Here is a 23752-nt window from a genome sequence, read left to right on the forward strand (position 1 = left end):
TCTGTAAAGGAATCAATCTAGTGATGCAGGGTTTACCCAACACCAGAAGCGAATGGTTTCGTCGGCGCTGGTGCTGACGATCATGCGGCTGTCGGGGGTAAAAGCGATCGCGCGTACGGTCCAGGCGTGGCGAAGCTGAATGGTCTGGCCCTGACCCTGCAAATTGATTAGGGTGAGGTGGCCGTTGTCAGCACCGATCGCTAGCCAGTGGCCGTTAGGGCTAATGGTGATTGCGGTAACGGGACTGGGAGATTTGTGGATCACTAGCCCCTGGTCGGGGTTCTCGGCACTCCAAACCTGGACTTGGCCCATTTGGTCACCGCTGACAATGCGGCCATCGTGGGGATGGCAGGCCAAAGCCGTAATGTTGTGCTTGGGCGCAGTGAGGGTGCGCACCAGACGGCCCGTGGGCAGCGACCAGAGGCGAAGGGTGCGATCGCACCCCCCGCTGACCAGCAAATTTCCTACAAAATCTACCGCCAGCGCTGTCACCTGGTCCTGGTGGTGTACCAGAGTTTTTGGGGCATGGCTACCCTCTAGCGGCCACAGGTGAATGCGACCATCGCCGCTGCCCACCGCCAGCGTGCCCGTCTGCGGAATGATCAATAGCGCAGAAATTTGCCAGCCCGACAGCGGCAGTTTTTGACCGCTGTAGTCAACCAAACGCCACTGAATCAGCTGGCCGTCTTCCCCACCGCTGACGATCGCGTCTCCCTGGGAGGTGAACACCAGGGCTCGAACCGGACCGCGATGGCCCAGCCCCAGCAACCCCAGCGATTTGCCGAAGGTGTGGATGGCCTGGCCGTTGGTGCAGTCCCACAGGCGCACCGTGCCGTCGGAGCAGGCCGCGGCGATCGCCCGTCCACTCGGGCTCATGGCCAGCCCGTTGGCTACAGTCCCCGGCAAGTTCAGCGCAAACCGCTGCTCCCAGGCCACTTCTAAAGACTCTGTACCCCTGGGTAAGGCGGGGGCAAACGGTGCCGCGGCGCTCAGGGCCAGGCCGCTCCAGCGCAGGTCGGCCAGCACCTCCTGGGCCGTGCTGTAGCGCTCGCTCAGGCGGCGGTTGACCATGCGATCGAGCACGCGCCCCAGGGCTGGGCTAACCGAAGCAGGGGCGTAGGGCCGCCACACCCAAGCATCGTCGCTGACCGAGTACAGATCAAAGGGGTGCAGCCCGGTAAGCAGGTGCAGACAGGTGACGCCCAGGCTAAAAATGTCGCTGGCGAAGACGGCCTTGCCCAAGGCTTGCTCGGGGGCGGCATAGCCCGCGCTGCCGATCACCGTGGCGGTGTGCTTGAGTTGTTCAGGATCTAAAATTGCTTTTGCCGCGCCAAAATCAACCAGGGCCAAGGGCTGCGGCGATGGCGGCGCAATGATGTTGGCGGGCTTGATGTCGCGGTGAATGACGCTGTGGTCGTGAATGTAGGCCAGCACCGGCAGCAGCTCGTAGAGCACTCGCTGCACCAACGCCTCACCGCCATCGGGAGGTTGCGGCACGAACTCGTCAAGGCTGGAGCCGGGGATGTGTTCCTGCACCAAAAACTGGCCCTGGGCATTGTCAATCACATCCAGCAGTGCCGGAATTTGAGGATGCTGCCCCAGGGTGGCGAGGCGGTCGGCCTCGCGGTGAAAGCGCTGGCTGGCGTCAGAACGGTTGTTTTTCACCGCCGGAGCCATCTGCTTGACGACGCAGTGCAGGGGTGGATTGTGGCCCTTCGCGATCGCCAGGTAGGTGCGTCCAAAGCCGCCCTGGCCCAGCACTCGCTGACAGCGGTAGCGATCGTCCACCAGTAGCGGCTGACCACAGGCCGCACAGGCGATCGCACTGTCCTCATTAGTAGGCTGTGGACAAGCAGGATTGACGCAAACAGTGGTCAAAGGATGGCTCTATTCACTATCCAACGATCTGCGACGGTATAGATTTATGCCGGTGGGCATTGCCCACCCTACGTAGGGGTGGTAAATGGGCTCTAACCCGCCTACCCATCCACCCCTTTACCCATCTACTCCCTAGGTCGGCACCAGCTCACCGGGGCGCAGCTTGGCCCACTTGCCCTGTTCCTGAACAAAGCTGTCGCAGCCGACGACGTCAAACTCTTTCTCGACTACGTCATCCACGACGCGCAGGTTGGCATTAATCGTCGGATTCACCGCCTCAAAGCTGGGGGAATCGGTCAAATGGAGTTGTTCGTGCAGCTCCTCCACGGCGTGGTAGGTGGTGCAGCGATCGACGTAGTGACAGTTTACACAAATGCACATGGCACGCCCCCGGCAGGAACACGGTAGGATTTAAAGTCGGCTCACCCTCAGTCTAACCAGCCCTCAGCCGATTGACCGTCGGCCTCTAGCAGGAGAAAGCTCTGGCAGCAGAAGGCTTTGGCGATAGGGATGCGTTTTCTGGTAGTCTAGCTCAAGTTTTTTGAATGTCCTGGGCGGGCCAGCCCAGATGTTGCAAAATGAAAACCTCCGGTGAGGTTTCAGGCGTTCTCTGCGTGGCCAGGCTGTCAAGACTAAAAAACCCTGTTGTAATGAAAGGAATGAGGGTTCATTGAATCCAACGCTATCACCCATTTCCCTTGCAGTGGCTACTGAACAATCGGCGCTTTCGCCAAAAACCTGGCCCTTCAGCGTATCGCTACTGCCACAGCAAGCCTACCTGGTGGGGGGAAGTGTCAGAGACGCTCTGCTGCGCCGTCAGGCCGATTATTTAGACCTCGACTTTGTGCTACCAGAACGGGCGATCGCCACGGCCCAGGGTATTGCCAAACACTACGGCGCAGGCTTTGTGGTGCTCGATGCCGACCACCAGATCGCGCGGGTGGTGTTCGCCAACGCGACGGTCGATTTCGCCCAGCAGGTGGGGCCAACCATCTACTCAGACCTGCATCGGCGCGACTTTACCATCAACGCGATCGCCTACAGCCCCCACAGCGAAACCCTGCTCGATCCCCTCGATGGCTGCGCCGACCTGCAGCGCAAAACCCTCTGCATGGTCGCCGCCGAAAACTTAGAAGACGACCCCCTGCGCCTGCTGCGGGCCTATCGTCAGGCGGCCCAGCTAGGCTTTAGCCTTGACCCCACTACCCAGCAGACCATTCGCGACCTGGCCCCGGCCCTGGGGCAGATGGCGGCTGAGCGGGTGCGCGGCGAACTCGACTGCCTGCTGAGCCTGCCCGAGGGGTCGATTTTGCTGGGGCTGGCCTGGCAAGATGGCCTGCTGCAAACCTGGCTGCCCGAGGTCGATCGCTCTCACCTGGAGCGCCTGGCCACCCTCGATCAGCTAGCGGCCCAGTACCACGAGCGCTGGCCCGAGTTTTCGCAGCTGCTGCACAGCTGGGTGAAAGAGCAAACTACCCCAGGCTTACACCGCAGCTGGCTCAAAGCAACCAAGCTCAGCCAGCTGTTGCCGCCCGACGTGGCCAGCGCCGAGGCTACCCTATCCCGCCTTAAGTACAGCCGGGCTGAGCAGCAGGCGGTGCTGAGCATTCTCAAGGGTTGGCAGTACTGGCAGCAGCACCAGGGCGATGCCCCGCTGCCCCCAAGGCAGCAGTACCAGCTATTTAAAGTGGCGGGGGCCGGATTTGGCGGAGTCGCCCTGCTGAGTTTGGCCTGCGGTGTGCCCGAGGCGCTGGTGCTGCCGCTGATGCAGCGATACTTTACCCCCAACGACCCTGTGGCCCATCCTCAGCCCCTGGTTACAGGCAAAGACCTGGTGCAAGGGCTTGCCCTCAAACCAGGTCCTAAAATTGGTGAACTCCTAGAGGCGGTTCATTTGGCTCAAGCCGAGGGGCTAGTGAGCTGCCGCGAAGAGGCCCTGGAGTGGGTCAAGCAGCAGCTCTAGCCCCGGATGTCTGGCTTAGCTGCCGGGGGTGGTTTCGACGGTGGGCTCTAGGGCCTCTTCAACGGTATCGATGTCGGTAGCTTCGGCTTCAGTGGCTTCAGCTTCAGTGGCATCGACGGCATCGGAGGTCTCTTCAACTGTCTCCTCGACATTGACTGCTTCGGGGGCGGTCTCGTCAACGGTGGTTTCGTTAACGGTGGTCTCGTCAGCGGGGGCTTCGGCCTCGGCGTCAACGTTGGTGGTTTCCTCGGTTACTGTGTCCGAGTTGGCTTCCTCAGCAGCGGCCTCGGTTTCGTCTACGGTTTCTTCAGCGGCGGCTTCGGTGGCAGCGTCAGGGGTGGCATCTTCAATGGCGGCTTCGCGCTCGGCGTCGAGTTCAGCTTCGATCGCCTCAACGTCTACAACGGGTGCAACGTCGGGGGTGGCGGCTTCAATGCCGGCTTCGCGCTCGGCGTCGAGTTCGGCCTCGATCGCCTCAACGTCTACGGTGGGGGTAATGGCTTCGGTTTCAGCTTCGGGGGCAACGGCTTCAACGCCTTCGCTCATCGATTCCATTTTGCTGTCTTCGGCTTGGGCGGGTAGGCCAAGGGTGAGACCAGCGAGGGTGAGGCTACCGGCAGCGAGGGCAAGCTTACGGTAAATCGTCATGATTTTTCTCCTGAAAAAGCGTCTTCCGATGGCGTTGGAGGTTGAGCACTACAACTGTGCTACAAAAAATACCGCCAACGTTTGGTGAACTTATCATGAGGTTTGGGGCAGAGCCAGGGGTGTTAAGCAAGAAGTATGAAGTTTTAGTTAAGCGATTGGAATAACTTTGGTTAAGGTGGATTTGGGGAACTTTCCCTTAGCTCAAGGCATCTATAGGCGATCTGCCCTGTTTACTTAAGTTAAGAAACTCTGAAAAACGCTACATTACCGAAGGCGGCTATTGAGCTGCTCTCGGTGCTAATGACCTTGGCCTTTCTCTATCTTTTCCCTACCGATGACCACTGCTCCAGCTTCTTCTACTCAGTACGGCGATCGCGCTATTTTCCAGGCCAGTGTAGAGCCTTTGGAGAAGTGGCCCAATCCGTCGCAAAATGTCTACACCATTCACCTGGAGCACCCGGAGTTTACGGCGCTGTGCCCGCGGTCGGGCTACCCGGATTTTGGCACCATTGTGGTGGACTACTGCCCTGGGCCGTGGGTGGTGGAGCTGAAGGCGTTTAAGCTCTACGTCAATAGCTTTCGCGATCAGCGAGTAAGCCATGAGATGGCGGCCAACGCGATCGCCGATCGTCTGTGGGAGGAGTTGCAGCCGCAGGGATTGCGGGTAATTGGGGATTACACTCGGCGGGGCGGGGTGAAGACAGTGATTACGGTGAAGAAGGGTGATTGTTCTACGTTTGAGCCCTATACCGCCAACGTTTTGTAGGGGCAAACGGCGTTTGCCCAATGCAGCCTCTCCCGCTTTGCAGACCTACCGTAGGGTGCATTCGCGCAGCAATGCACCATTGGAGAGGCTTTCTTCACAAGCAAACTTTAAGCAGCGGCGCACAATTGGGGTCAAAAGCCAGACCTGTCGCTGGGGCCATTTCGCAGGCCCCAGACCCCCGGCTGCGCGCGTCCTGCGGCCTACGAGAAGGACGTTCCGTCGTCCTTCACCTCACGGAAAGGACCGATTGATCATCGGTTTAAACCCCTGTTCTGCAAATGGATCTGTAGGCAACACTCAACCCCGAGGTTCCTAACCCCGATCTCACCCTTCCTCACTCCCTTACCTTTCTCATCCACCCATCCACCCTCCCACTCRYCYACCCWYCCACCMYSTACTCCCCATGATGCGACTCCACATGAGGGATCAGCGAATGCGGCTTCTCCAGGCCGTGGGCTTCCATGAGGGCTTGGTCGCCCATAATCTGGCGGGGATCGCCTTCGGCGATGATGCGGCCTTCGTCGATGAGGATGACGCGATCGCATACCTCCAAGACAAACTCTAGGTCGTGGGAGGAGATCAGCACGGTTTCGGTGGAGTTTTGCAGAAAGCGGATTAGGCGGCGGCGGGTGCGGAGGTCGAGGCTGGCTGTGGGTTCGTCGTAGAGAATGATCTGGGGGGTCATGGCGAGGAGGCCTGCGATCGCGACCATTTGCTTTTCGCCGCCGGAGAGGTGGTGGGGCAGGCGATCGAGCAGGTGGGTAATACCGGCCATATCGGCGGCGTAGGTGACGCGGGTGGCGACTTCGGCGGGGTCGAAGCCCATGTTTTGGGGGCCAAAGGCGATATCGTCGCGCACCGAGGCGGAGAAGAGCTGGTCGTCGGGATCCTGAAAGAGGAGACCGACTTCGGGGCGAAACTGGCCGGGGGTGAGGGGTTCGCCAAACAGCTGGATTTCGCCCGCGGTGGGGGTGAGCACGCCGCAGAGCAACATAAACAGGGTGGTTTTGCCGCAGCCGTTGTGGCCGATGATGCCGACGCGATCGCCCTCCTGCACCGTCAGGGTGACTTCACTCAGCACCTCGGGCTGGCCGGGGTAGCCAAAGGAGAGGGCGTTGGCGGCGATCGCTATGGACTGCGGCCCCTGAGCGATCGCTACCGGGTTCAGGCCGGTCGAAACAGATTCCATCATCATGCCAATCTCATCTCTGCAAGGACTAACCCCACCGCTGCCACCAGTACGGCTCCGGTCAAGACCCAGTTCTGGGCCGAGAGGGGGCTGGCCGCCCTGGGAACCGGGGCGGCCTGACGGCGCTGACCGTAGCCCCGCAGCCGCATGGCTTTGTACACCCGCTCCGACTGCTCGTAGCTGCGAATCAGCAGGTTTCCGGCCAGCATGGCCAGCTGCTGCATGGTCTGGCGATTGACCCGCAGCCAGCGCTGGCGATTGTGGCCAAAGCCTCGCAGCCGCATGGCCTGCTGCATGGTGGCCAGCATGGCGGCAATCTCAAACAGGTAGCGGTACGACAGCAGGGTCATGTCGGCGAGCAGGGTGGGCAGACCGAGCGATCGCATTGCCCCCAGCAGGGTCAAAAACGGCGTCGTGCCCAGCAAAATAAAACCCAGGGTCAAAATTGACAAAAACCGGCCCACAATTAGCCCTGTGGCCCGCAGCCCTTCTTCGCGCAGGGTCAGCCAGCCCCACTGGACCAGCACCGTTTCCCCCACCGTCAGCGGCAGCAGCACCACGACCGCCAAAATAAACAGACCCGGATAGCTCAGCCGCTGCCGCAAAAACGATACTGGCAGCCGCGACAGCCCGTAGAGCAGTGCCGCTAGCCCCAGCATCCACGGCACCAGGGCCAGCTGCTGCACCGTAGCGAAGGCAAACATCAGCAGCCCCAGACTAACCAGCTTGAGCTGGGGCGACCAGCGGTGAATCACTGACTCACGGTGGATATAGGTATCGTGGCTAGCGGCTCCCATGGGCTCTACCCCTCCAGCAGCTCAGGCTTGGCCCGGCGCAGAAACAGCACCAGCATGGCCGTAAAAATACCTTCTACAATCGCCAGCGGAATGTGACCGATTGACAGCGTCAGCACTGCCGTCTGCTCAGCCCCAGCGTTGAGTTCTGCGGGAATATTAAAGATAATCAGCGCCAAAAAAATCAACGCCGCTATCCCCAGCCCTAAGGCACCGCCCAAAAAAGCAAACACCCCCGTGCGGGTGGGCTCCTTTAGCCGCTGGCCGACGGTATGGCGGGCCTGAAAGATGTGGTAGGCCAGCAGCGCCGGTACACCCATCATGGTGGCATTTACTCCCAGGGTGGTAAGGCCGCCGTGGCCAATCACCAGCGCCTGAAAAAACAGACCAATCAAAATGGCCGGAAAGGCAAAATACCCCAGCACCACCCCCAGCAGCCCGTTCAAAATCAGGTGCACGCTGGCTGGCGGCACTGGAATATAAATCGACGACGCCACAAAGAACGCCGCCGTCAATAGCGAAGCCTTGGGTACCTCAGCCGCCGGGTCGGGTTTGCGGTTAATCTGCCGCAGCGAATACCAGGTGGCTACCCCAGTTATGGCATACCCCGCCGCGCAAACCTGGGCCGGTAAAATTCCATCGGGGATATGCACTAGCGCTTGCCTCGAGCAAAAAATAAAGCGGTGCCAATAAAGCCCCAGATTACAGAGCCAATAGTAATGCCCCGCTGCACTGGAGACAGGGTAGTACTAGGAGAGATTAAAGAATTGGGGGATGCCTCCGCCTCTGTCGCTGGGGTGGCGGCAGGTTCACCCCCAGAGGTAGACTCCGCCACCGGAATTGTAGTCAACACGCCGTGGCCTGCCTGGCGGACCATCACCTCCCAGCTGCCGGGCTGGGAGGTGTCGGGGGTAAAGCTAAAGCGCCCCTGGTCGTCGGTGGTGCCCTCCTGCCAGACGTCGGTGGGGTTGTCGGGGGCATAGACCAGCACCTGGGCATTGGCCATCGGCTCACCGGTCTCAAACCGGGCCTCTAGCTCGACGCTGTTGACCCGGCGGTGCTCTACCGTCACGCCGTGGGCCAGCACGGGCAATGCCTCGGTGGCCAGTGCTAGCGCCAATAACCAGGCAAAATTGAGTCTCAGTCTCATGAGGTTGTCAACGTCACTTCTTCGCAGTGGCCCTCGCCCACGTGGCCCAAGCTCGGCAAGATGCCCAAAAACATTCTGTAGTCAGCCTCAGATAGCCCGGCCTGCAGCGCCGCACTATCAACATCGACGACGCCGTTTTCAGCCAGGGCAGCCAGCGGCTCAAAGCCCAGGGCACCGGTGTTGATGCCGTCATCAGCGGGGGCATCGCCATCGCCAAACAGGTGGTCAAAGTGGAAGGTGGCTTCCATGTCGGCCTCGTCACCAGCCGTCAAAATGCCTTTGCGCTCGTCGCCAACAAAATCGCCGCAGGTAAAGGCCAGCTCTTCATTCACCTTGATAGTAAAAGGCACGGTTTCGCCGTCTTTGGTGGCGGTGCCCTGCATCCAAATGGAGTAGCCTTCGGACGGGCCCGACTCGGCAGGCACCATGCGCCAGGCCAGCGCGTTAAACCGACCAGCTGGGGCCTCGACCTCCGTCACCACGATCGGCTCGGCAGAGGCATCGCCCTCGGCCAGGTCAACCACCTGGGCTTCCTCGACCTTGACTTCGGCCTTGGCCTGGAGTTCGGTACCCGCCTCGGGGTCAAAGGGAGGGTCGGTTTGGGCGGCGGTAATGTCGGCTAGCGACACGTAGAGGTTGTCAAACTCCATCTCCCAGCCGTCTTTGGTGGTAAAACCTTGCCGCACAAAATCTTCGCCATTAGCCCGAATCAGCAGGGTGCCGGTTTCGCCTTCAGCACTGGCGGTTTCGGTAGTTTCGGGGGCGGTTTCGGGGGCAGTGGCGGTGGGGCTTTCGCTACCGCAGCCGGTCAGCACGCCTAGGGCTATAGCCCCCAGCACGCCCATTGCTAGCTTTGAAGTGTTGCGTTGCATAGTACCTGAGCCAATAAAATCGTCTCGAGCAGAGCTGAGTTACTTAATCTACTAATCTTTTTTGGTTTTTGAAGGCCGTAACCCAATCTATTTACTTAACCCTGGGCATCCCTAAACTTCAATGCCCAGGGGGGGCAACTAAGGATAGATTCTGCTGTTTGCTAACCATTGAAGCGATACGATAAGGGCACAAAATGCTGTGATCTACCATGTACGACGTCATTGTGGTGGGGGCTGGCCCCGCCGGAGCATCTGCTGCCTATCACCTCGCCAAGCAGGGGCACTCGGTGCTGATGGTCGAGAAGGATTCTCTGCCGCGCTATAAGCCCTGTAGCGGAGCGGTCTCGCCCAGTGTGGCCGATTTTTTTGATTTTGACTTTGCCCCAGCGATCGATCGCACAATGCGCCGCGTGCGGTACACCTACAAACTGGGCGACCCCGTCGAGGCCGAACTTACTACTACCGACCCAATTTGGATGGTAAAGCGGGAGGTTTTCGATCAGTTTCTCGTGCAGCAGGCGCAGACGCTGGGGGCACAGCTGAAGGATGGTACGGCAGTGACAGCGATCGCCAACAAAGGCGACTACTGGCAGGTCAGCACTGCCGCCGGTACCCTAGATGCGGCTTACCTGGTGGCCGCCGACGGGGCGACAGGACCGATGGCGAAGTGGCTGGGCTTTCCGGATTTGACGCTGCGCACCGCCAGCATTCTTGAAGTAAATGCCCCCGTGGGGGATAGCTGCGCCATCAACTTTGAGTTTGGCGTGGTGAAGCAGGGCTGCGCTTGGAGCTTCCCGAAGGCCGAGGGCTACTCGATAGGGGTGGCGACCTTTTTGGGGCAGGCCCCGGCCGACTACCGCAAGCCACTGGAAAAATACAGCCAGTCTTTTGGAATCAGCCCCGATGCGGGCACCATCTACAGCCACCCGCTAAAGCTGTGGGACGGCAACCACCCCCTGCACACTCACCGAGCGGTGCTGGTAGGTGAAGCCGCCGCTATTGTCGATCCGCTTAGTGCCGAAGGCATTCGCCCCGGCATGATTAGCGGGGTGCGAGCGGCCGAGGCGATTCACGCGGCACTGGCGGGGGACTCAGAGGCGCTGGCCCACTACACCGCCACGATGCACAGCACCTGGGGCGAGGATATGCCCTGGGCCAAGCGCATCGCCGGACTGTTCTTTCGGGTGCCGGGGATTGGCTACCGGGTAGGCATTAAGCGACCCACCGCGACCCAGCGACTGGGGCAGATTTTAGCCGGAGAAGTACGCTACGCCGATATCGCCGGTCGGGTGATGAAGCGCATGAGCGGGGGGCTGTTGTCGGGGTGAGTTGGGTCTAAACTGCCAGCTTCCCCAGGTGCATAGCAAAATGGTGGAATACCGATCGCAGGAGTTGGCATGATTGTCGAGGTCGCAAAGCGACACTACAGCTAGCGAGGCTTTCCCAGGTTCCGATACCATCGCGCTAGCCTGTGGGGATCGAAGCCGAGCAGGTAGCCGATGATCATGGCCTGGTTAGCCAGGGTGGTGCGCAGGATACCGAGGCTGCGCCAGCGGCGATCGCTCGTCACCACGGCACTAGGGGCGATCGCCACTCTCCCTAGCCTTCTTAGCCGCCGCACTAGCTCAAAGTCTTCCATCATTGGCAGGTCGGGAAAGCCGCCGAGCTGGTGAAAGACCTCGGCCTTGAGAAAAATGGCCTGGTCGCCGTAGGGCATTTGCAGGTAGCGCGATCGCAGGTTCACCCCCCATTCCACCCAGCGCAGCCCCTGCCTGGGGCTATCGATCGCCAGCGTAAAGGCTCCGGCGACAACGCCGGGCTGGGCCAGGGTTTGACGAATCGTCTGGTCAAATCCCTGGGGCAGACAGGTGTCGGCGTGGAGAAAGAGCAAAATTGAACCTTTGGCGACCCTGGCCCCCTGGTTTTGCTGGCGCGATCGCCCCCGCGCCGATTCCACCMCCCTGGCCCCCATCGTCCTGGCCACATTGGCCGTACCGTCGGTGCTGCCTCCWTCCACCACGMCTACCTCTACCCCGGCGGCAGCGTAGATAGCCTCTAGCACTAGGGGCAGGTTCTTCGCCTCATTCAGCGCGGGGATGACGATGGAAATGGTGGGCCGCGGCAAGGTCTGATCGGCCCTGGGGGTTACAGTCGTGCTGGGGGCTGTCTCCGCCCGTTGCCAAGGCAGGGGTTGAGCGGTTGGGCCAGGCGAAGGGGTGAACCACCGCGCCGCCCGAAACTTGGCTATGGCCCAGAGACCTTCAATCGAGAGGGGCATACCGTAACACCAGCGAGCGTTTCGATAATTTACCCAACCTGCTCCCAGCGCGAATGAGGGGCGACTGAATGTTCACTGAGAGATGGTTGACTGAGAGTGGGGGCCAAAGTGATGCTCAAACGGGTCAAAAATATAGTTGTCGGCGTGTTGAGCAGCCCGCTCTAGATCGGCCTGACTGCGCACCGTCCAAGCCAGCAGGGGGCGGTTGAAGTGGTGGCGGGCCAGGGTGGTGGGCAGCGTGGGCAACGCTTTAACATTGTAGGCAATAAAGTGCGGCGCACTGGCCCAGGCCAGCAGCAGGTTGCTGCGCAAAAACTTTTGCGGCTTGCTGGCTAGCTGCCCGCGCCGCACTTCAGGGGCGTAGCGCTTAAACCACTGGAGCGATCGCGGGTTAAACGACTGCACCGCAAACTCGCCCCGGTAGCCCGCCAGGGTTTTGATCAGCGCCTGCTCGGGGGGGCCAACTTTCTTTTCGTTTTTGATTTCAATTAGCAGCGGCACCCGCCCATCGACACAGGCCAGGGTTTGGGCCAGCGAAGGAATGGTCTGGTCGGTGCCAAACAGGCGAAACTGCCCCAGGGTGTCGAGGGTTTGCTCGGCAATGCGGCCTTTGTGGCCCGTCAACCGCTTCAGGTCGCGATCGTGAAAGACCGCCAGGAGGCCGTCGGCAAGCAGCTGTACGTCTAGCTCAATGGGGTGATTAGCCGCGATCGCCGCCTCAAACGCCGCCAGCGAATTTTCTGGCACCGCCGTACCCTGGTGCAGGCCCCGGTGGGCAATGGGTCGGGTCGTAATCCACTCCATCACTGGCCTCATCTACCCTGCTAAGCTGAGTTCAGTCCTGGGCCGCTCGTCAAGTCGCATCAGTACTTCACAGTACGGCCTAGCACCTCCCCTCGCCAACCCCGCCTGGTTTAGCCTCGGTTAACGTTTCATCTATGCCTCTCGATACCTGGTTTCCCCTTGCTATCTACTACAGCGACCTGCCCGCCGCGGCCCAGCACAAAGCTGCCCTCACCGAGGCCATTCTAGAGTTAGAGGCCAGCGGCAGTGCCCCCCGCAACTTTCCTGAAATGGCTTGGACGGGCGACCTGCACGGGGTCGAAAAAGTGCACACCGACCCTCGCTTCAGCTGGGTGGTGGCCCAGGTCGAAACCCACGTGAGAATCTACCTCAAAGAGCTGGGGCTAGATCTCAGCCAGGTCGATCTCTACATTCAGCGGGCCTGGCCGGTAGTGTCGCGCCCCCAGCAGGAGGTGGGTGCCCACTGCCACAACACCGCCCACGTCAGCGCCGTGTACTACGTCGCCGTGCCCGAGTCGGGTACCGATGCGGCGGGTTGCCTCACCTTTTTAGATGACGCCCGCCCTAACGAGGTCAGCCCCGGCCTGGGCAGCGAAAACACCGACATCATCGCCGACTGGAACTACCTGAACCAGGATCAGGCCCTGTATTTGCCCACCGAGGGCCGACTGATTATCTTCCCGGCCAAGCAGCGCCACGGGGTCACCCCCAACCACACCGACGACCTGCGCCTGTCGCTCTCGTTTGATATTGTGCTCACCGCTGCGCCGGGCCAGGCGGCTGGGGCCTACGAATTTCTGATGCCGCCCCCCACCCAGTGGCAGCGGTTTGGCCAAACGCCCTAGCGCCAGTCAACAGAATGAAGGTTGTGCCACTGATGGGCTGAAATAGGGGTTGGAACTGAAACTGTCTTTGCACTGTAATCGCCTATGACCTCGCTTACCCATCACCTGCTGACTATGGCCTACAACAATGCCTGGGCCAACCACCGCCTGCTAAAAGCCTGCTGCCACCTGAGCCAGGCCGAGTTTGTTGCCACCAGAACGAGTTTTTTCCCCTCGATCAAAGCGACCCTAAACCATTCGCTCACCGTTGACTGGTACTACATCGACGCCCTGGAGCGCAGCATCAATCAGCAGCCACCCAATGCTCAAGCTTGGGCGTTTTTTGAACCAGAAGAGCCTTTTGATACCTGTGCAGAGTTGCAGCGGGAGCAGCGCCAGGTGGATCAACGGTTAATCGCCCTTTGTCGCTTCTTGACTGATGAACTGCTAGAGCAGCCCGTCAGCATTCCCCGCTCCCAGGGCATTAAACATGAGTTAACATCGCGGCTACTGGCGCACTTGTTTCAGCACCAAATTCACCATCGCGGTCAGGCTCACGCCATGCTGGCGGGCACAGCGGTTGAACCGCCCCAGCTAGATGAGTTTTTTTGTGCCGATGAGGCAGCATTGAGAGAACGCGATTTTCAGGAGCTGGGGTTTTCGGAACAAGAGATATGGGGCCATTAACCAGAGGCGATCGCATGAAAATCCGTGAAGATGATCTGACGGGCGAGCCGATTACTGCTCTGCTGCGCGAGCACCTGGAGAACATGCATGAAATTACGCCCCCCGGCAGCGTTCACGCGCTGGATGTGGAGCGGCTGAGGGCACCCAACATTACCTTCTGGACGGCCTGGAATGGCGACGACCTGCTAGGCTGCGGCGCACTGAAGGAACTCGACCCCACCAGCGGCGAAATTAAGTCGATGCGTACCCCCGCTGCCCACCGCCGCCAGGGCATTGCCTCCAGAATTTTGGAGCACATTATCGAAGTCGCCCGGCAGCGGGGCTACACTCACCTGTATTTAGAAACGGGCGCGTTCCCCGCCTTTGCTCCGGCCCGCGCCCTGTACGAGCGCTACGGCTTTGCGTATCGCGACCCCTTTGGCGACTACACTAACGATCCCAACAGCTCCTTTATGGAGAAGAGTCTTTAATGGCAGCGCTCAAGGACATCCCTCATCGGCGTAGAGTTGAGCCATGCTCAGGCTGCTGCTTGCTGTTGCAGGGCAGCTTCAATTTCGGCTTGGTGGGTGCTGGCATAGAGCCAGGCATTGGTTAGGTCTGCGGCGGTGAGGTCGGGATAGTCTTCTAATAGAAAAGCTTCGGTTGCGCCCTGCTGGCGAAGGCTGACTAGCAACCACACAGGGATGTGGGTTTGGCGAATGCAGGCATCGCCGCCCATAACGCCGGAAGTTTTCTCAATGCCAACCCAGGTGCCGCTGAGGCTAGAGACCAACACTGGAATACATCTTCGCTAAGTTTGGGTGATGGGCAAAAGTTGCTCTGCCCTTCCTACGATTTAACTCCAGCCTGAGGTGGGGTGACGATCGCGGCCCCAGTCCTAGCCCTCCATTAGGCGAGCGGTGCCCGACACCCGAATTGAGCTGCTAGGGGTGGGCGGAATTTCGGCCCGCAGGCGCGATCGCATCCCCATATCTTCGCCCTGAGTAATTTCGATCGTGCCGCCGTGGGGCCAGCCAATATCGCGCAGGTAGCCAGCCAGCGCTGCCGTTGCCGCCCCGGTCGCCGGGTCTTCGTACACGCCGCCCGACGCGAATGGGTTGCGGGTGTGAAACTGCTGCGCTGTTTCGGCATAGACCCAGCAAATGGTGACTAGGCCAGCGCGGTTCATCAGGTCGCGGCCAGCGGCCAGGTCGTAGCGCATGGCGCTGAGGGCGGCGCGGGTTTTGAGCCCCAAAACCAGGTGGTCGGCACCGCCGTGGGCCAAAGCAGGCGGCAGCTCGGGGTCGAGGTCGGCCTCGCTATAGCCAAACAGGTCGAGCACATCGGCCACCAGGGGCGACGGGGCGGTGGCACTATGGGTGGGCGGCGACTGCAGCGCGGCAGACATACCGCTGCCATCGCGGCGACCTTCTACCGTAATCCCGGCTTCGTTAAGGCTTAAAGCAAAAACGCCATCGCCCTGCTGAAGGGCCAGAGCCGCCCCCAGCGCGATCGTGGCATGGCCGCAGAAGGGCACCTCAGACTCGGGCGAAAAGTAGCGCACCCGCCAGCCGGAGCCAGCCGGGGCCGCAAACGCCGTTTCTGAAAAGCCGACTTCTGCCGCAATGCGCCGCATCTCGGCTTCGCTGGGGTGGGCTTCAGCAATCAGCACTCCCGCCGGATTGCCGCCGGTATCGCCATCGGAAAACGCCGCAATTTTGAGCAGATTCATACGCGTACCCCTGAGCCTACAGTCCTGATTTTGCCACGACTGCTCCCAAGACAGAGCGGCGCGAGGGATTACGGCAGCCGGTAGATATCTACCTCGGAACCATAGAGAGTCGTTGTTCTGCTGCACATCATGCCCAGTTTTTTGAGGATACTGACTGATGCTGTGTTGGCGGGTTCAACGATGCCGAGAATGTACGGTAGATGCAGTTGATCTAACCCGTACTGAATAGTAGCTCTGGCCGCTTCCGTGGCTAATTCCTGACCCCAAAAGGCGGGAGCAAGGCGGTAGCCAACCTCAGGTTTATCCACGCCGTCGCTGTGTAAACCATCTGTCTATTACCCCTGCTTAAGGCGATACCGCTTCTGGGGTTGAGCATCGCGAGGTGTCACTACCCAGGTGTTTTCTCCGTTGAGGTAATCGTAGATGGCGACTATCGCGATCGAGTTTTTTAGAGTTACATAAACGGGCAAAAAAAGCACATGCTTAAGGTAGTAAGCCAGCGGGTAACGCCTGGAGGCAATCTTGGCAGCCGCCAAAATCTGGTAAATTCCGCTGAAGATGGACAGGCCACCCGCAACTAAAAAATAAACGCGCATCTGCTCAGATACCGCACCGGGCACCAGCAAGAAAGCCAGCAGCACCGGCAAGAGCTGTAGAGAGATTAAGGCAAAGGATTCGCAGTAGTAGAGTAGATAGGTCCAGTAGAGTTTTTGCCAGCTGTTGAAGTAGGGCGATCGCCACAGGCGGCGTTGGTAGAGTAGAGACACCTCTAGCCAGCCGTGGGCCCAGCGTTTGCGTTGAAACCAGAATGTTTTGAGCGAGGTTGGTGCTAACTCACTGGTCACAATGCTGCGATCGTGCAGAATTTTGTAGCCGTTGAGCAGCGTTCGCAACGACGCATCGATATCCTCAGTCAAGCGGCTGGGGTTAAAGCGAATTTGCTTTAGCACCGACATCCGCCAGTAGCCGTTTGAGCCGCCAAAGATACTGGAGTCGGTTAGAAATGATTTGGCGGCGTGGCTGATGCCGTAGAGCTGTTCAAACTCGATCGCAATATTTTGACTCAAGAAATTTTCGCCGTGGTTGCGAATGACATTGCGCCCCTGTACAACGTCGTACCCCTGGGCAATCCAGTGCCACGCTCGCCTAAAACAGTCTGAGCCAGGGTGGTGGTCGGCGTCGAGTACGCAGGCTATTTCTCCAGTGGCAATATCGAGGGCGGCGTTGATGTTTTCAGCCTTAGATCGGCTGCCCTCGACCCGCAAAATGGTTAGCTCAGCGTGGTGCTGGGCCAGCTGATGCAGCTCGGCTTCGATCGGCAGATCTACAGGGGTGTTGTAGGCCAAAATAATTTCTAAACCGCCCGCCGGTCGCTCAATGTGCGATAGCAAATGCCGCAGCGTTTCAACAATAATGCTCTGCTCATTGGGCAAGTAGGCCGCCACCAAAAACGAGCAGCGGGGCACTGGCTCAAGGGGGTAGGGGTACTCAGCCCCACCCACGCCCATCCAGGCCTTGACCTGATTTAGGGTCTGCTCTGAGGGCCGGTTAAACTGACGGCGGTGGGCCGCAAAGCGGCGAAACATTGCGTTGCTCGACTCGATGATAATCATCACCGCGTTGAGCAAAAACAGCGTCAGAACAAAGGCTCGTGGACCCACTAAAGCCCAGCCGCTGAGCAGCAAATACCCGTAGAAAATGGCAGGCAGGCCAATCAGCAGCACGTGGGTAAAGATAACCTTCTGAATTTCGCTAGACCATGACTTCGCCACTTTCTTAACCACTAGAGGGTAACTCCTGGCTTCAAACAACGGTTTTGATCGGGGCGTAGGGGCTGGTTCGGGCAATTGGCTGGGCCTCGACCAGGCTCAGGCTGTTGGCACTGACCCAAACTGTCTGTCGTCCCTGGGCAATTTGGCAAAGGTACGTTTCGCCCTCGTCGAGCAGGGTTTCGATCTTGTGTACAATCCAGTCTCGACTGCCCTGGTAGCTAACGCGATCGCCCACCAGCGGCTTCCAGCTAGTCGTCTCGGTAGCTGGGTTTTGCATTAGCAAATAGTCAATGTCGCGCCACAGCTGCAGAGCGCTGCGCTGCATAAACGGGCGCACTGCATCGGCAATCATGGCCAACACTAAGGTGCCAACCACCATCAACGGCAGCGACACCCAGTAGCGCCACAGGCTATCTTGAACCCATAGGTTAATCGTGCGATCGATCACAAAGCCGTGGATTAAGAAATAGCTGTAGCTGTGGGCACCTAGCCGCCCCATCGCGGCCGCCAGCATGGGGATGTTGCTAAGCGATCGCAGCAGCACAGCAGCCACCATGACCAACCCAATGGGCAGCAGCAGGTCGCAAACCACCCAGCCCACGCGGTAGAACTGGGCCACAAAGCCCAGGGCATACACCAGCAGCCCCACCCCCACGAGCCGCTGAGGCCGCCAAAACAAGGGGCCACGATGGTTGCAGTAGGCCGTTGCGATCGCCATACCGACGACAAACGTGCTCAGCTTGGCTAAAAACGAAACGAAGGGCAACCAGTTATTTGGCGTTTCTAGCATCGAGTAGGTCAAATGCCCGCCGAAGTAGTAGACCGCGCCGTAGCGATAGAGCAGCGTGATGACTGTGCTAACCACTAGCAAATTGCGGGTGCCCCAGCGGTCTAGCAGGTACCAAAGCCCTGGAGAAATTAGCGCAAAGCTGATCACCAGGGGAATAAACCACCAGGGGCCACTGGTTGCCAACAACCGTTCGCCGTCAAAGCCAAACAGCAGCGGAAACGTGGCCCCCGCAAAGACATCCCACGGAGCTGGCCGGTAGCTGTTAGAGGCAATGCCAATTAGCCAGAGAATGGGATAGGCCAACCAGGCTACCGTCCAAAATGGCCAGAGAATGCGCAGCAAACGACTGCGAATAAACTCGCCTGCGCTGATTGGGTAGGCCTTGCTGCGCAGCGATAGCACCAGCACAAAGCCCGCCAGCAGAATAAAGACATCCACCGCCTGAAAGCCAAACCAGATTGGCACAGAAACCGCCGCCGCCAGCGCGTTTTGACCAAGTAGGGGGCTCGCGGCGGCGATGGCTGCCGCGTTGGGGCGTACCCCAGTAGGCAAAGGGGTATAGGCATAATCAGTAAAGAGTAGCTGGGCGTGGTAGAGCAAAATACCAACTGCCGCCAATATTCGAACCCCCTCTAACCAACTAAGCCGCTGCTTTGAAGGGTGAAAATGCGTAGACTTTGGTTGAGACATAGGCTAGCGATCTCAAGGAACATGGTCTCGAAGGACTCCAAAACCCTGTCTAAGCAATGGCTGCTAGATTGGGTGAACTAGTAAACATCGCCAGACCCCAGGCGCAACCTGTAGAAAGGTGTAGCCCAGGAACTTAGACATTTATTTGAGAAAAACCTACTTCTCAAGCAAGAAGCAGCAAGCGCGATATTCAGCTCAGAATACATGTAACAAAAGTTGATCAAAATCAATCCTAAGTAATATTTATGGCGCTTAGAGAGGTTCACTCAACAGTCGCTAGTACGACGTCTTTCGCCTCAATTTAGTTCCTCTGCGATCGCTCAGAGCTAGCTAATAGAGTGAGAAATAGGCCGGGCTTCAGGGCAATCGGCATTGAAATACAGCGCTGACGGTGCGCCAAGATCAAGGCCGCTATTCTGGATAAAACTGGGACAGCACACAAGCGCATAAGGCGAATTTTGTTCAAGAAAAGTACCTCATGAACATTTTCCTATCCGTCTTATTCAGGGCTAGAAACAGGGCGCTTAAATAACCCGAAACTAAGGGAATCTAGAACGTAACCAGACTGGGCCTTACTACATTGGGAGCTGTGACACCGCTCATCTAGGCTTTGCAAAGCAGCCCTCCGTTGAGTACCGTGGCAGACGAAGACATCTAGGACGAGGTCATGGTCTACGCATTTCCGGCAGGGTTTCAGTGGGGAGTTGCCACCTCGTCGTACCAAATTGAGGGCGCTGCCAGCGATCGCGGCCCCAGCGTGTGGGATACCTTTAGCCAGACCCCAGGCCGCGTGCTGAATGGCGATACGGGGGCCGTTGCCTGCGATCACCTTCACCGCTTTCGCGACGACATTGCGCTGATGGCCGAGTTGGGGGTGCGCCACTACCGCTTCAGCATTTCCTGGCCTCGCATTTTGCCCCAGGGGCGCGGCGCGGTGAATGACGCTGGTTTGGCCTTCTACAGCGAGCTGGTCGATACCCTGCTGGAGTTTGGCCTTACCCCCCACGCCACCCTGTTCCACTGGGATAGCCCCCAGGCCCTCGAAGACGAGTACGGCTCGTGGCGCAGTCGCCAGATGGCGCAGGACTTTGCCGACTATGCGGCGGTAGTGGTGAAAAAGCTGGGCGATCGCGTTACCCACTGGATGACCCTCAACGAAATCTTTTGCTTTACCCACATCGGCTACGGCGTTGGCCACGTTCCCGAAATGGCCCCCGGCACCGTGGTCAAAACCAGTAAGGAAGTCTGGCAAACCTCCCACCACGCCCTGCTGGCCCACGGTCTGGGCTGCCAGGTTATTCGCGCCGCCTCGCCCCAGCCCTGCCAGGTAGCGCTAGTCGATAACTACCTGGCTACTGTCCCCCTCACCGATACGCCGGGCGATATCGCTGCGGCCCAGGCTGCTTTCCCGCTGGCGGGCACCAACGGCGGCATTCTCTACCCGGCGCTAACGGGCCAGTACAGCCCTCAATTGCTAGCGGACCTGGGCAAGAATGCCCCCGACATCCAACCCGGCGACCTGGAGGTGATTCATCAACCGCTCGATTCCCTGGGCTTTAATGTCTATACCGGGGCGTATGTGCGGGCCGCCGACAACCCCAAAGGTTTTGAGCTAATGCCCTTTCCCCAGGGCTATCCGCGCATGCACATGCCCTGGCTGCACGTCATGCCCGACAGCCTCTACTGGGGCGTGCGCCACATCAGCGATACCCTTCAACGACCCGACCTGCGCGTCTTTATCAGCGAAAACGGCTGCGCTGCCCAGGATGAGCTGAAGCCAAACGGCGAAGTGCTCGACCTCGATCGCATTCAGTACCTGCAACAGTACCTGCGGGCCACTCACCGGGCCGTGCAGGAGGGCTACCCGCTGATGGGCTACTTTCTGTGGAGCTTTTTGGATAATTTTGAATGGGCTTACGGGCGCGATCGCCGCTTTGGCATCACCTACGTAGACTTCGCCACCCAGCAGCGCATTCCTAAAGCCAGCTACCACTGGTACGCCCGCTGCGTGCAAGAAAATCGGGTGGTGTAGCTCAAAGAGAGAACGTACAATTATTGGTACATGTACTTTTTTGGGGTACTAGGCCAATGGACACCATTACCTACACCGCTCTGCGCAGCAATCTAGCCAAAACTATGGAGCAGGTCTGCGACGACCATGCCCCGGTCACTATTACCCGCAGCAATGCTCGGTCTGTGGTGATGCTGTCGCTCGAAGACTACCAAGCCCTCGCCGAAACCGCCTATTTGCTCCGCAGCCCCAAAAATGCCAAGCGCTTGCTAGAGTCTGTGGTTGAGCTGGAATCTGGCGGTGGGCAAGAGCGGGAGCTGCTGGAGTGAGGCTAATTTTCGCAGCTAACGCCTGGGAAGATTACCTCTACTGGCAAAAGAGTGACCGCAAGGTCCTCAGCCGCATCAACACCTTGATCAAAGACATTCAGCGCCAGCCTTTTGAGGGCATTGGCAAGCCAGAACCGCTCAAGCACGGGCTCTCCGGCTACTGGTCGAGGCGCATTACCGACGAACACCGCATGGTTTACAAGGTTGAAGACGACTCAATTCTGATCGCTCAACTGCGATACCACTACTAAATAAGACAATAACTCCCGATCGCAGCGGGGAAATCTGAAAGCATTAACAGTCACGATTGCCTTAGGTCCCCCATGCGCGAGTTCTACAATATTGTCCAGACCGCGACAAATGAGCAACGGCATGAACTGGGCAAACTGATCGGCTCGGGGTTTGGCAGCCAGCCTGGTACCCTCTGCGACCACATCAAATATCTTCATCGTTGAGCCTATTCAGCCCACGTCCTTGCTGGCACTACTTTCTACCCTAGAAGATATTCTTGATGAGTTCCCAAGCATCGACGACCAGGTGATGCCCCTAGATAGCATTACCTGGTAGCCATCACACGGCACTGTCCTGTGGCCAACTAGAATTGAGACAGGACAGTTGATGGGAACGGCCCTGTCTGTTGTTACCGTTGGGGGTGCTGCGCTAGCGGCATAGACGATTAGGGTTAGAAGTGCTGCAGGATGTTAGAGCGATTCTGTAACCTCAATTGCTTGCTCTAGCACCGCAGCGACTTTTTCCCGCTTCGAGTCTCCAAATAGCCCTGTCGTGAAGTCGATCAGGTTTGCAAAGATGCTTCGAAGCCTGCCTTGCTCTGCTGAATCTTTTGTGGTGTAGCCTTGAGCGACTGCAATGAATGCCTGAGCCTTGTAAATCTTGTCGTTAATAGACTCTGCTACCTGCAGCGCCGTTTCGAGCTGCCCTTGTTCGGCAAACCCGCGTGCGATCGCAGGCAGTAACCAGTCCAGTTGCTGGGTCTCGGCTGGCTGAGTTTCGGCAATTTGAAGGGCCTGGTCGGTCTGACCCGCTGCTGGCATCGAACTTACTAATGAGTCGCTTTGAACCAGTTGCAGCGCCTGCTCGGGCTGGCCTGCCTCTACATAGCCAAGCGCGACCTCAGCTAAAATGCCTTCTACCTCATAAGTCTGGACAAAGTTCCAGGCTTGGTCGGGCTGTTTTTCTGTGAGATAGTGCCTGGTAATTTCAACTAGCGTTGCGTTGCCGCGGCTGCCACCCATCTGCGCCAGTTCTACAGCTGCTTCTACGTTGCCTGCCCTAGCCTGGGCAAGTGCAATCTGCTGGAAGACCGACCCCCGCTCTGCCACAGCTTTAATCGTCTCAGCAATCTGCAGCGCCCGCTCAAAGTCGCCCATTTGGGCATGGGCCTCTGCAACTCTGGTCACGGCATTTTCCAGGTAGCGGTTTGTGTCATCAACCGGCAGGGACTTGGCCTCGGCCAGGGCGTCAGCCAAAATGGCTTTGGCTTTGGCTTCCTGGGCCAGCTCACCGTACTGAACAGCTACATCAACCTGATACTGAATCCTATCAAGCGGATAAGGTTGGTTTGAGAGTACCTGAATTTTGGCCATAGCTTGATCGAGCACGGCGATCGCCTGTGACTCTGCCCCATTGGCAGCCAACTCTCTAGCAATCCAAAGCAGAGAGGAAACCTGCAGCGAGGCTGCTTCCCTAGATTGAGCTAGATCAAAGGCGCTGTTGCTCTCCAGTGCCTGCTCTAATACCGGCGGCACCAGCTCCGTATGCCCCTCTGTTCGGAGCTGATAAGCCATATAACTCAACGTTTGGGTTCTGTAATATTGATCATCTATGCCCTGGGCCAGGGTGATTGCCTGATTCAGCAGCTCAGTGGCACGCTCAGACTGCCCCGCCTCGGCCAAATGACCTGCCACCTCTGCCAAAGTGAGGGGATCGCCCAATCCACGGCCTAGCTCAATTGCCAGGTCAAGGTGTCCGTCTTCTGCGTACTCCTTGGCTCGGTTGCCTAAAGATTCTGTAGGAGACGTGCCGCTGCCGCTGCAGCCAGTTGCTTCTTGGCGTTGGGCAGTTTCAATCGCCTCTGTTAATAGCGGCTTTCCTTGCTCGTCCTGCCCTATTAGAAGGTAGCTGCCTGCAATTCTTGCTAAAGGGTTGCCCTGAAAACACTGAAATTCCATCGCTCTAGTTGAGCGAAGCGCCTGATCTAAAACCTCGTCCAACCGCTCAGAATTTCCCAATTCGGCATATTCAAAGGCAATATCGGCCAGTAATCTTGCTTTTGTATCTTGAGGGTTGTTGGCGCTTGCCTCACCCGCTAAACCCATCGTAGCCATGACAGCGATCGCTGCAATTTTCGCAAGTTGCTTGACGTGCTGAGCCATCGTAAAAACCTCGAAATCGACTTTCAGGTAGGGTTGAGTTGCAATTCTTACAGACGAACTCGCAGGGCACCGATGGACGCTGATAGGTTTAGTTTCACCCAGCTAGTCAGTAAAGACAGCCGGGTTGGAAAAATTGAGCCTTAACTTCATAAACGTTTGTCTGTTGTGTTGGCTCAAGCTATTCGGTAGCCTGTTGCTGAATG

General features: G+C 58.5%; 26 protein-coding genes. 10 read left to right on the top strand and 16 right to left on the bottom strand.

The window, feature by feature from the left end; all coding sequences use genetic code 11:
* Positions 1-12 precede the first annotated feature (12 nt).
* Positions 13-1878 carry a serine/threonine-protein kinase gene (locus IQ265_RS19485; RefSeq protein WP_194056628.1) on the bottom strand — a complete coding sequence of 622 codons (1866 nt, stop codon included), beginning with the start codon at positions 1876-1878 and terminating at the stop codon, positions 13-15.
* Between the two features lie 132 nt (positions 1879-2010).
* Complete coding sequence (locus IQ265_RS19490; protein WP_194056630.1) at positions 2011-2259, bottom strand: Ycf34 family protein; 249 nt, start codon at positions 2257-2259, stop codon at positions 2011-2013.
* Positions 2260-2581: 322 nt separating this feature from the next.
* Here IQ265_RS19490 and IQ265_RS19495 point away from each other — a divergent pair, with 322 nt between their 5' ends.
* Entirely contained in the window at positions 2582-3841 is a 1260-nt protein-coding gene (locus IQ265_RS19495) for a CCA tRNA nucleotidyltransferase (RefSeq protein ID WP_194056632.1), read from the top strand.
* A 15-nt stretch (positions 3842-3856) separates the two neighbouring features.
* Here IQ265_RS19495 and IQ265_RS19500 read toward each other — a convergent pair whose 3' ends face one another.
* Complete coding sequence (locus IQ265_RS19500) at positions 3857-4489, bottom strand: hypothetical protein (protein ID WP_194056634.1); 633 nt, start codon at positions 4487-4489, stop codon at positions 3857-3859.
* Positions 4490-4823: 334 nt separating this feature from the next.
* On the opposite strand from IQ265_RS19500, the gene queF reads away from it, so the two are divergent.
* Positions 4824-5255, top strand: a complete 432-nt coding sequence (queF, locus tag IQ265_RS19505; protein ID WP_194056636.1) for a preQ(1) synthase — start codon at positions 4824-4826, stop codon at positions 5253-5255.
* A 334-nt stretch (positions 5256-5589) separates the two neighbouring features.
* Here the strand turns inward: queF and IQ265_RS19510 are convergent, their stop codons facing one another.
* The 5 genes from IQ265_RS19510 to IQ265_RS19530 are packed head-to-tail and all read right to left on the bottom strand — an operon-like array spanning position 5590 to position 9260.
* Positions 5590-6444 carry an energy-coupling factor ABC transporter ATP-binding protein gene (locus IQ265_RS19510; protein WP_228038167.1) on the bottom strand — a complete coding sequence of 285 codons (855 nt, stop codon included), beginning with the start codon at positions 6442-6444 and terminating at the stop codon, positions 5590-5592.
* 2 nt (positions 6445-6446) lie between these two features.
* Complete coding sequence (cbiQ, locus tag IQ265_RS19515) at positions 6447-7241, bottom strand: cobalt ECF transporter T component CbiQ (protein WP_194056640.1); 795 nt, start codon at positions 7239-7241, stop codon at positions 6447-6449.
* Between the two features lie 5 nt (positions 7242-7246).
* The gene (gene cbiM / locus IQ265_RS19520; protein WP_194056642.1) at positions 7247-7891 is read right to left on the bottom strand and encodes a cobalt transporter CbiM; all 645 of its coding nucleotides are present in this window, start codon (positions 7889-7891) and stop codon (positions 7247-7249) included.
* Positions 7891-8388 (bottom strand): carboxypeptidase-like regulatory domain-containing protein, encoded by a 498-nt coding sequence (locus IQ265_RS19525; RefSeq protein ID WP_194056644.1) that lies wholly within the window; start codon positions 8386-8388, stop codon positions 7891-7893. The genes cbiM and IQ265_RS19525 overlap by 1 nt, the downstream gene beginning before the upstream one ends.
* Positions 8385-9260: a DUF4382 domain-containing protein gene (locus IQ265_RS19530; RefSeq protein WP_228038169.1), complete on the bottom strand. Its 876-nt coding sequence runs from the start codon at positions 9258-9260 to the stop codon at positions 8385-8387. The genes IQ265_RS19525 and IQ265_RS19530 overlap by 4 nt, the downstream gene beginning before the upstream one ends.
* Positions 9261-9469: 209 nt before the next feature.
* Between IQ265_RS19530 and IQ265_RS19535 the strand changes: the two genes are divergently transcribed.
* On the top strand, positions 9470-10588 hold the full coding sequence (locus IQ265_RS19535) for a geranylgeranyl reductase family protein (RefSeq protein WP_194056646.1): 1119 nt from the start codon (positions 9470-9472) through the stop codon (positions 10586-10588).
* A 101-nt stretch (positions 10589-10689) separates the two neighbouring features.
* Here IQ265_RS19535 and IQ265_RS19540 read toward each other — a convergent pair whose 3' ends face one another.
* Positions 10690-11538: a TIGR04283 family arsenosugar biosynthesis glycosyltransferase gene (locus IQ265_RS19540; protein WP_194056648.1), complete on the bottom strand. Its 849-nt coding sequence runs from the start codon at positions 11536-11538 to the stop codon at positions 10690-10692.
* A gap of 72 nt (positions 11539-11610) precedes the next feature.
* Positions 11611-12342, bottom strand: a complete 732-nt coding sequence (locus IQ265_RS19545) for a glycerophosphodiester phosphodiesterase family protein (RefSeq protein WP_194056651.1) — start codon at positions 12340-12342, stop codon at positions 11611-11613.
* Positions 12343-12476: 134 nt separating this feature from the next.
* Between IQ265_RS19545 and IQ265_RS19550 the strand changes: the two genes are divergently transcribed.
* From IQ265_RS19550 to IQ265_RS19560, 3 genes are all read left to right on the top strand, one after another.
* Entirely contained in the window at positions 12477-13187 is a 711-nt protein-coding gene (locus tag IQ265_RS19550) for a TIGR02466 family protein (RefSeq protein WP_194056653.1), read from the top strand.
* 84 nt (positions 13188-13271) lie between these two features.
* Positions 13272-13853 carry a DinB family protein gene (locus IQ265_RS19555; RefSeq protein ID WP_194056655.1) on the top strand — a complete coding sequence of 194 codons (582 nt, stop codon included), beginning with the start codon at positions 13272-13274 and terminating at the stop codon, positions 13851-13853.
* A 14-nt stretch (positions 13854-13867) separates the two neighbouring features.
* A complete protein-coding gene (locus IQ265_RS19560) occupies positions 13868-14323 on the top strand; it encodes a GNAT family N-acetyltransferase (RefSeq protein WP_194056657.1) in 456 nt (151 codons plus the stop codon).
* A gap of 47 nt (positions 14324-14370) precedes the next feature.
* Here the strand turns inward: IQ265_RS19560 and IQ265_RS19565 are convergent, their stop codons facing one another.
* The 5 genes from IQ265_RS19565 to IQ265_RS19585 all read right to left on the bottom strand — a co-directional run bounded on the left by IQ265_RS19565 (position 14371) and on the right by IQ265_RS19585 (position 18816).
* Positions 14371-14628: a DUF433 domain-containing protein gene (locus IQ265_RS19565; RefSeq protein WP_347404987.1), complete on the bottom strand. Its 258-nt coding sequence runs from the start codon at positions 14626-14628 to the stop codon at positions 14371-14373.
* Positions 14629-14730: 102 nt separating this feature from the next.
* Positions 14731-15564 carry a PhzF family phenazine biosynthesis protein gene (locus IQ265_RS19570; RefSeq protein WP_194056659.1) on the bottom strand — a complete coding sequence of 278 codons (834 nt, stop codon included), beginning with the start codon at positions 15562-15564 and terminating at the stop codon, positions 14731-14733.
* Between the two features lie 68 nt (positions 15565-15632).
* Positions 15633-15872 (bottom strand): GNAT family N-acetyltransferase, encoded by a 240-nt coding sequence (locus tag IQ265_RS30135; protein ID WP_194056661.1) that lies wholly within the window; start codon positions 15870-15872, stop codon positions 15633-15635.
* A gap of 27 nt (positions 15873-15899) precedes the next feature.
* A complete protein-coding gene (locus tag IQ265_RS19580) occupies positions 15900-17336 on the bottom strand; it encodes a glycosyltransferase (RefSeq protein ID WP_194056663.1) in 1437 nt (478 codons plus the stop codon).
* 31 nt (positions 17337-17367) lie between these two features.
* Entirely contained in the window at positions 17368-18816 is a 1449-nt protein-coding gene (locus tag IQ265_RS19585) for an acyltransferase (RefSeq protein ID WP_194056666.1), read from the bottom strand.
* Positions 18817-19483: 667 nt separating this feature from the next.
* On the opposite strand from IQ265_RS19585, the gene IQ265_RS19590 reads away from it, so the two are divergent.
* From IQ265_RS19590 to IQ265_RS29520, 4 genes are all read left to right on the top strand, one after another.
* Positions 19484-20848 carry a GH1 family beta-glucosidase gene (locus IQ265_RS19590; protein WP_194056668.1) on the top strand — a complete coding sequence of 455 codons (1365 nt, stop codon included), beginning with the start codon at positions 19484-19486 and terminating at the stop codon, positions 20846-20848.
* A gap of 56 nt (positions 20849-20904) precedes the next feature.
* On the top strand, positions 20905-21156 hold the full coding sequence (locus IQ265_RS19595; RefSeq protein ID WP_194056670.1) for a type II toxin-antitoxin system prevent-host-death family antitoxin: 252 nt from the start codon (positions 20905-20907) through the stop codon (positions 21154-21156).
* Positions 21153-21407: a Txe/YoeB family addiction module toxin gene (locus IQ265_RS19600; protein WP_194056672.1), complete on the top strand. Its 255-nt coding sequence runs from the start codon at positions 21153-21155 to the stop codon at positions 21405-21407. Before IQ265_RS19595 ends, IQ265_RS19600 begins: the two co-directional genes overlap by 4 nt.
* A 72-nt stretch (positions 21408-21479) precedes the next feature.
* Entirely contained in the window at positions 21480-21611 is a 132-nt protein-coding gene (locus IQ265_RS29520) for a hypothetical protein (RefSeq protein ID WP_255523683.1), read from the top strand.
* A gap of 246 nt (positions 21612-21857) precedes the next feature.
* Here the strand turns inward: IQ265_RS29520 and IQ265_RS19605 are convergent, their stop codons facing one another.
* Positions 21858-23549 carry a hypothetical protein gene (locus IQ265_RS19605; protein WP_194056674.1) on the bottom strand — a complete coding sequence of 564 codons (1692 nt, stop codon included), beginning with the start codon at positions 23547-23549 and terminating at the stop codon, positions 21858-21860.
* Positions 23550-23752 lie beyond the last annotated feature (203 nt).

The sequence above is a fragment of the Nodosilinea sp. LEGE 06152 genome, from assembly GCF_015207525.1.
GTDB lineage: Bacteria > Cyanobacteriota > Cyanobacteriia > Phormidesmidales > Phormidesmidaceae > Nodosilinea.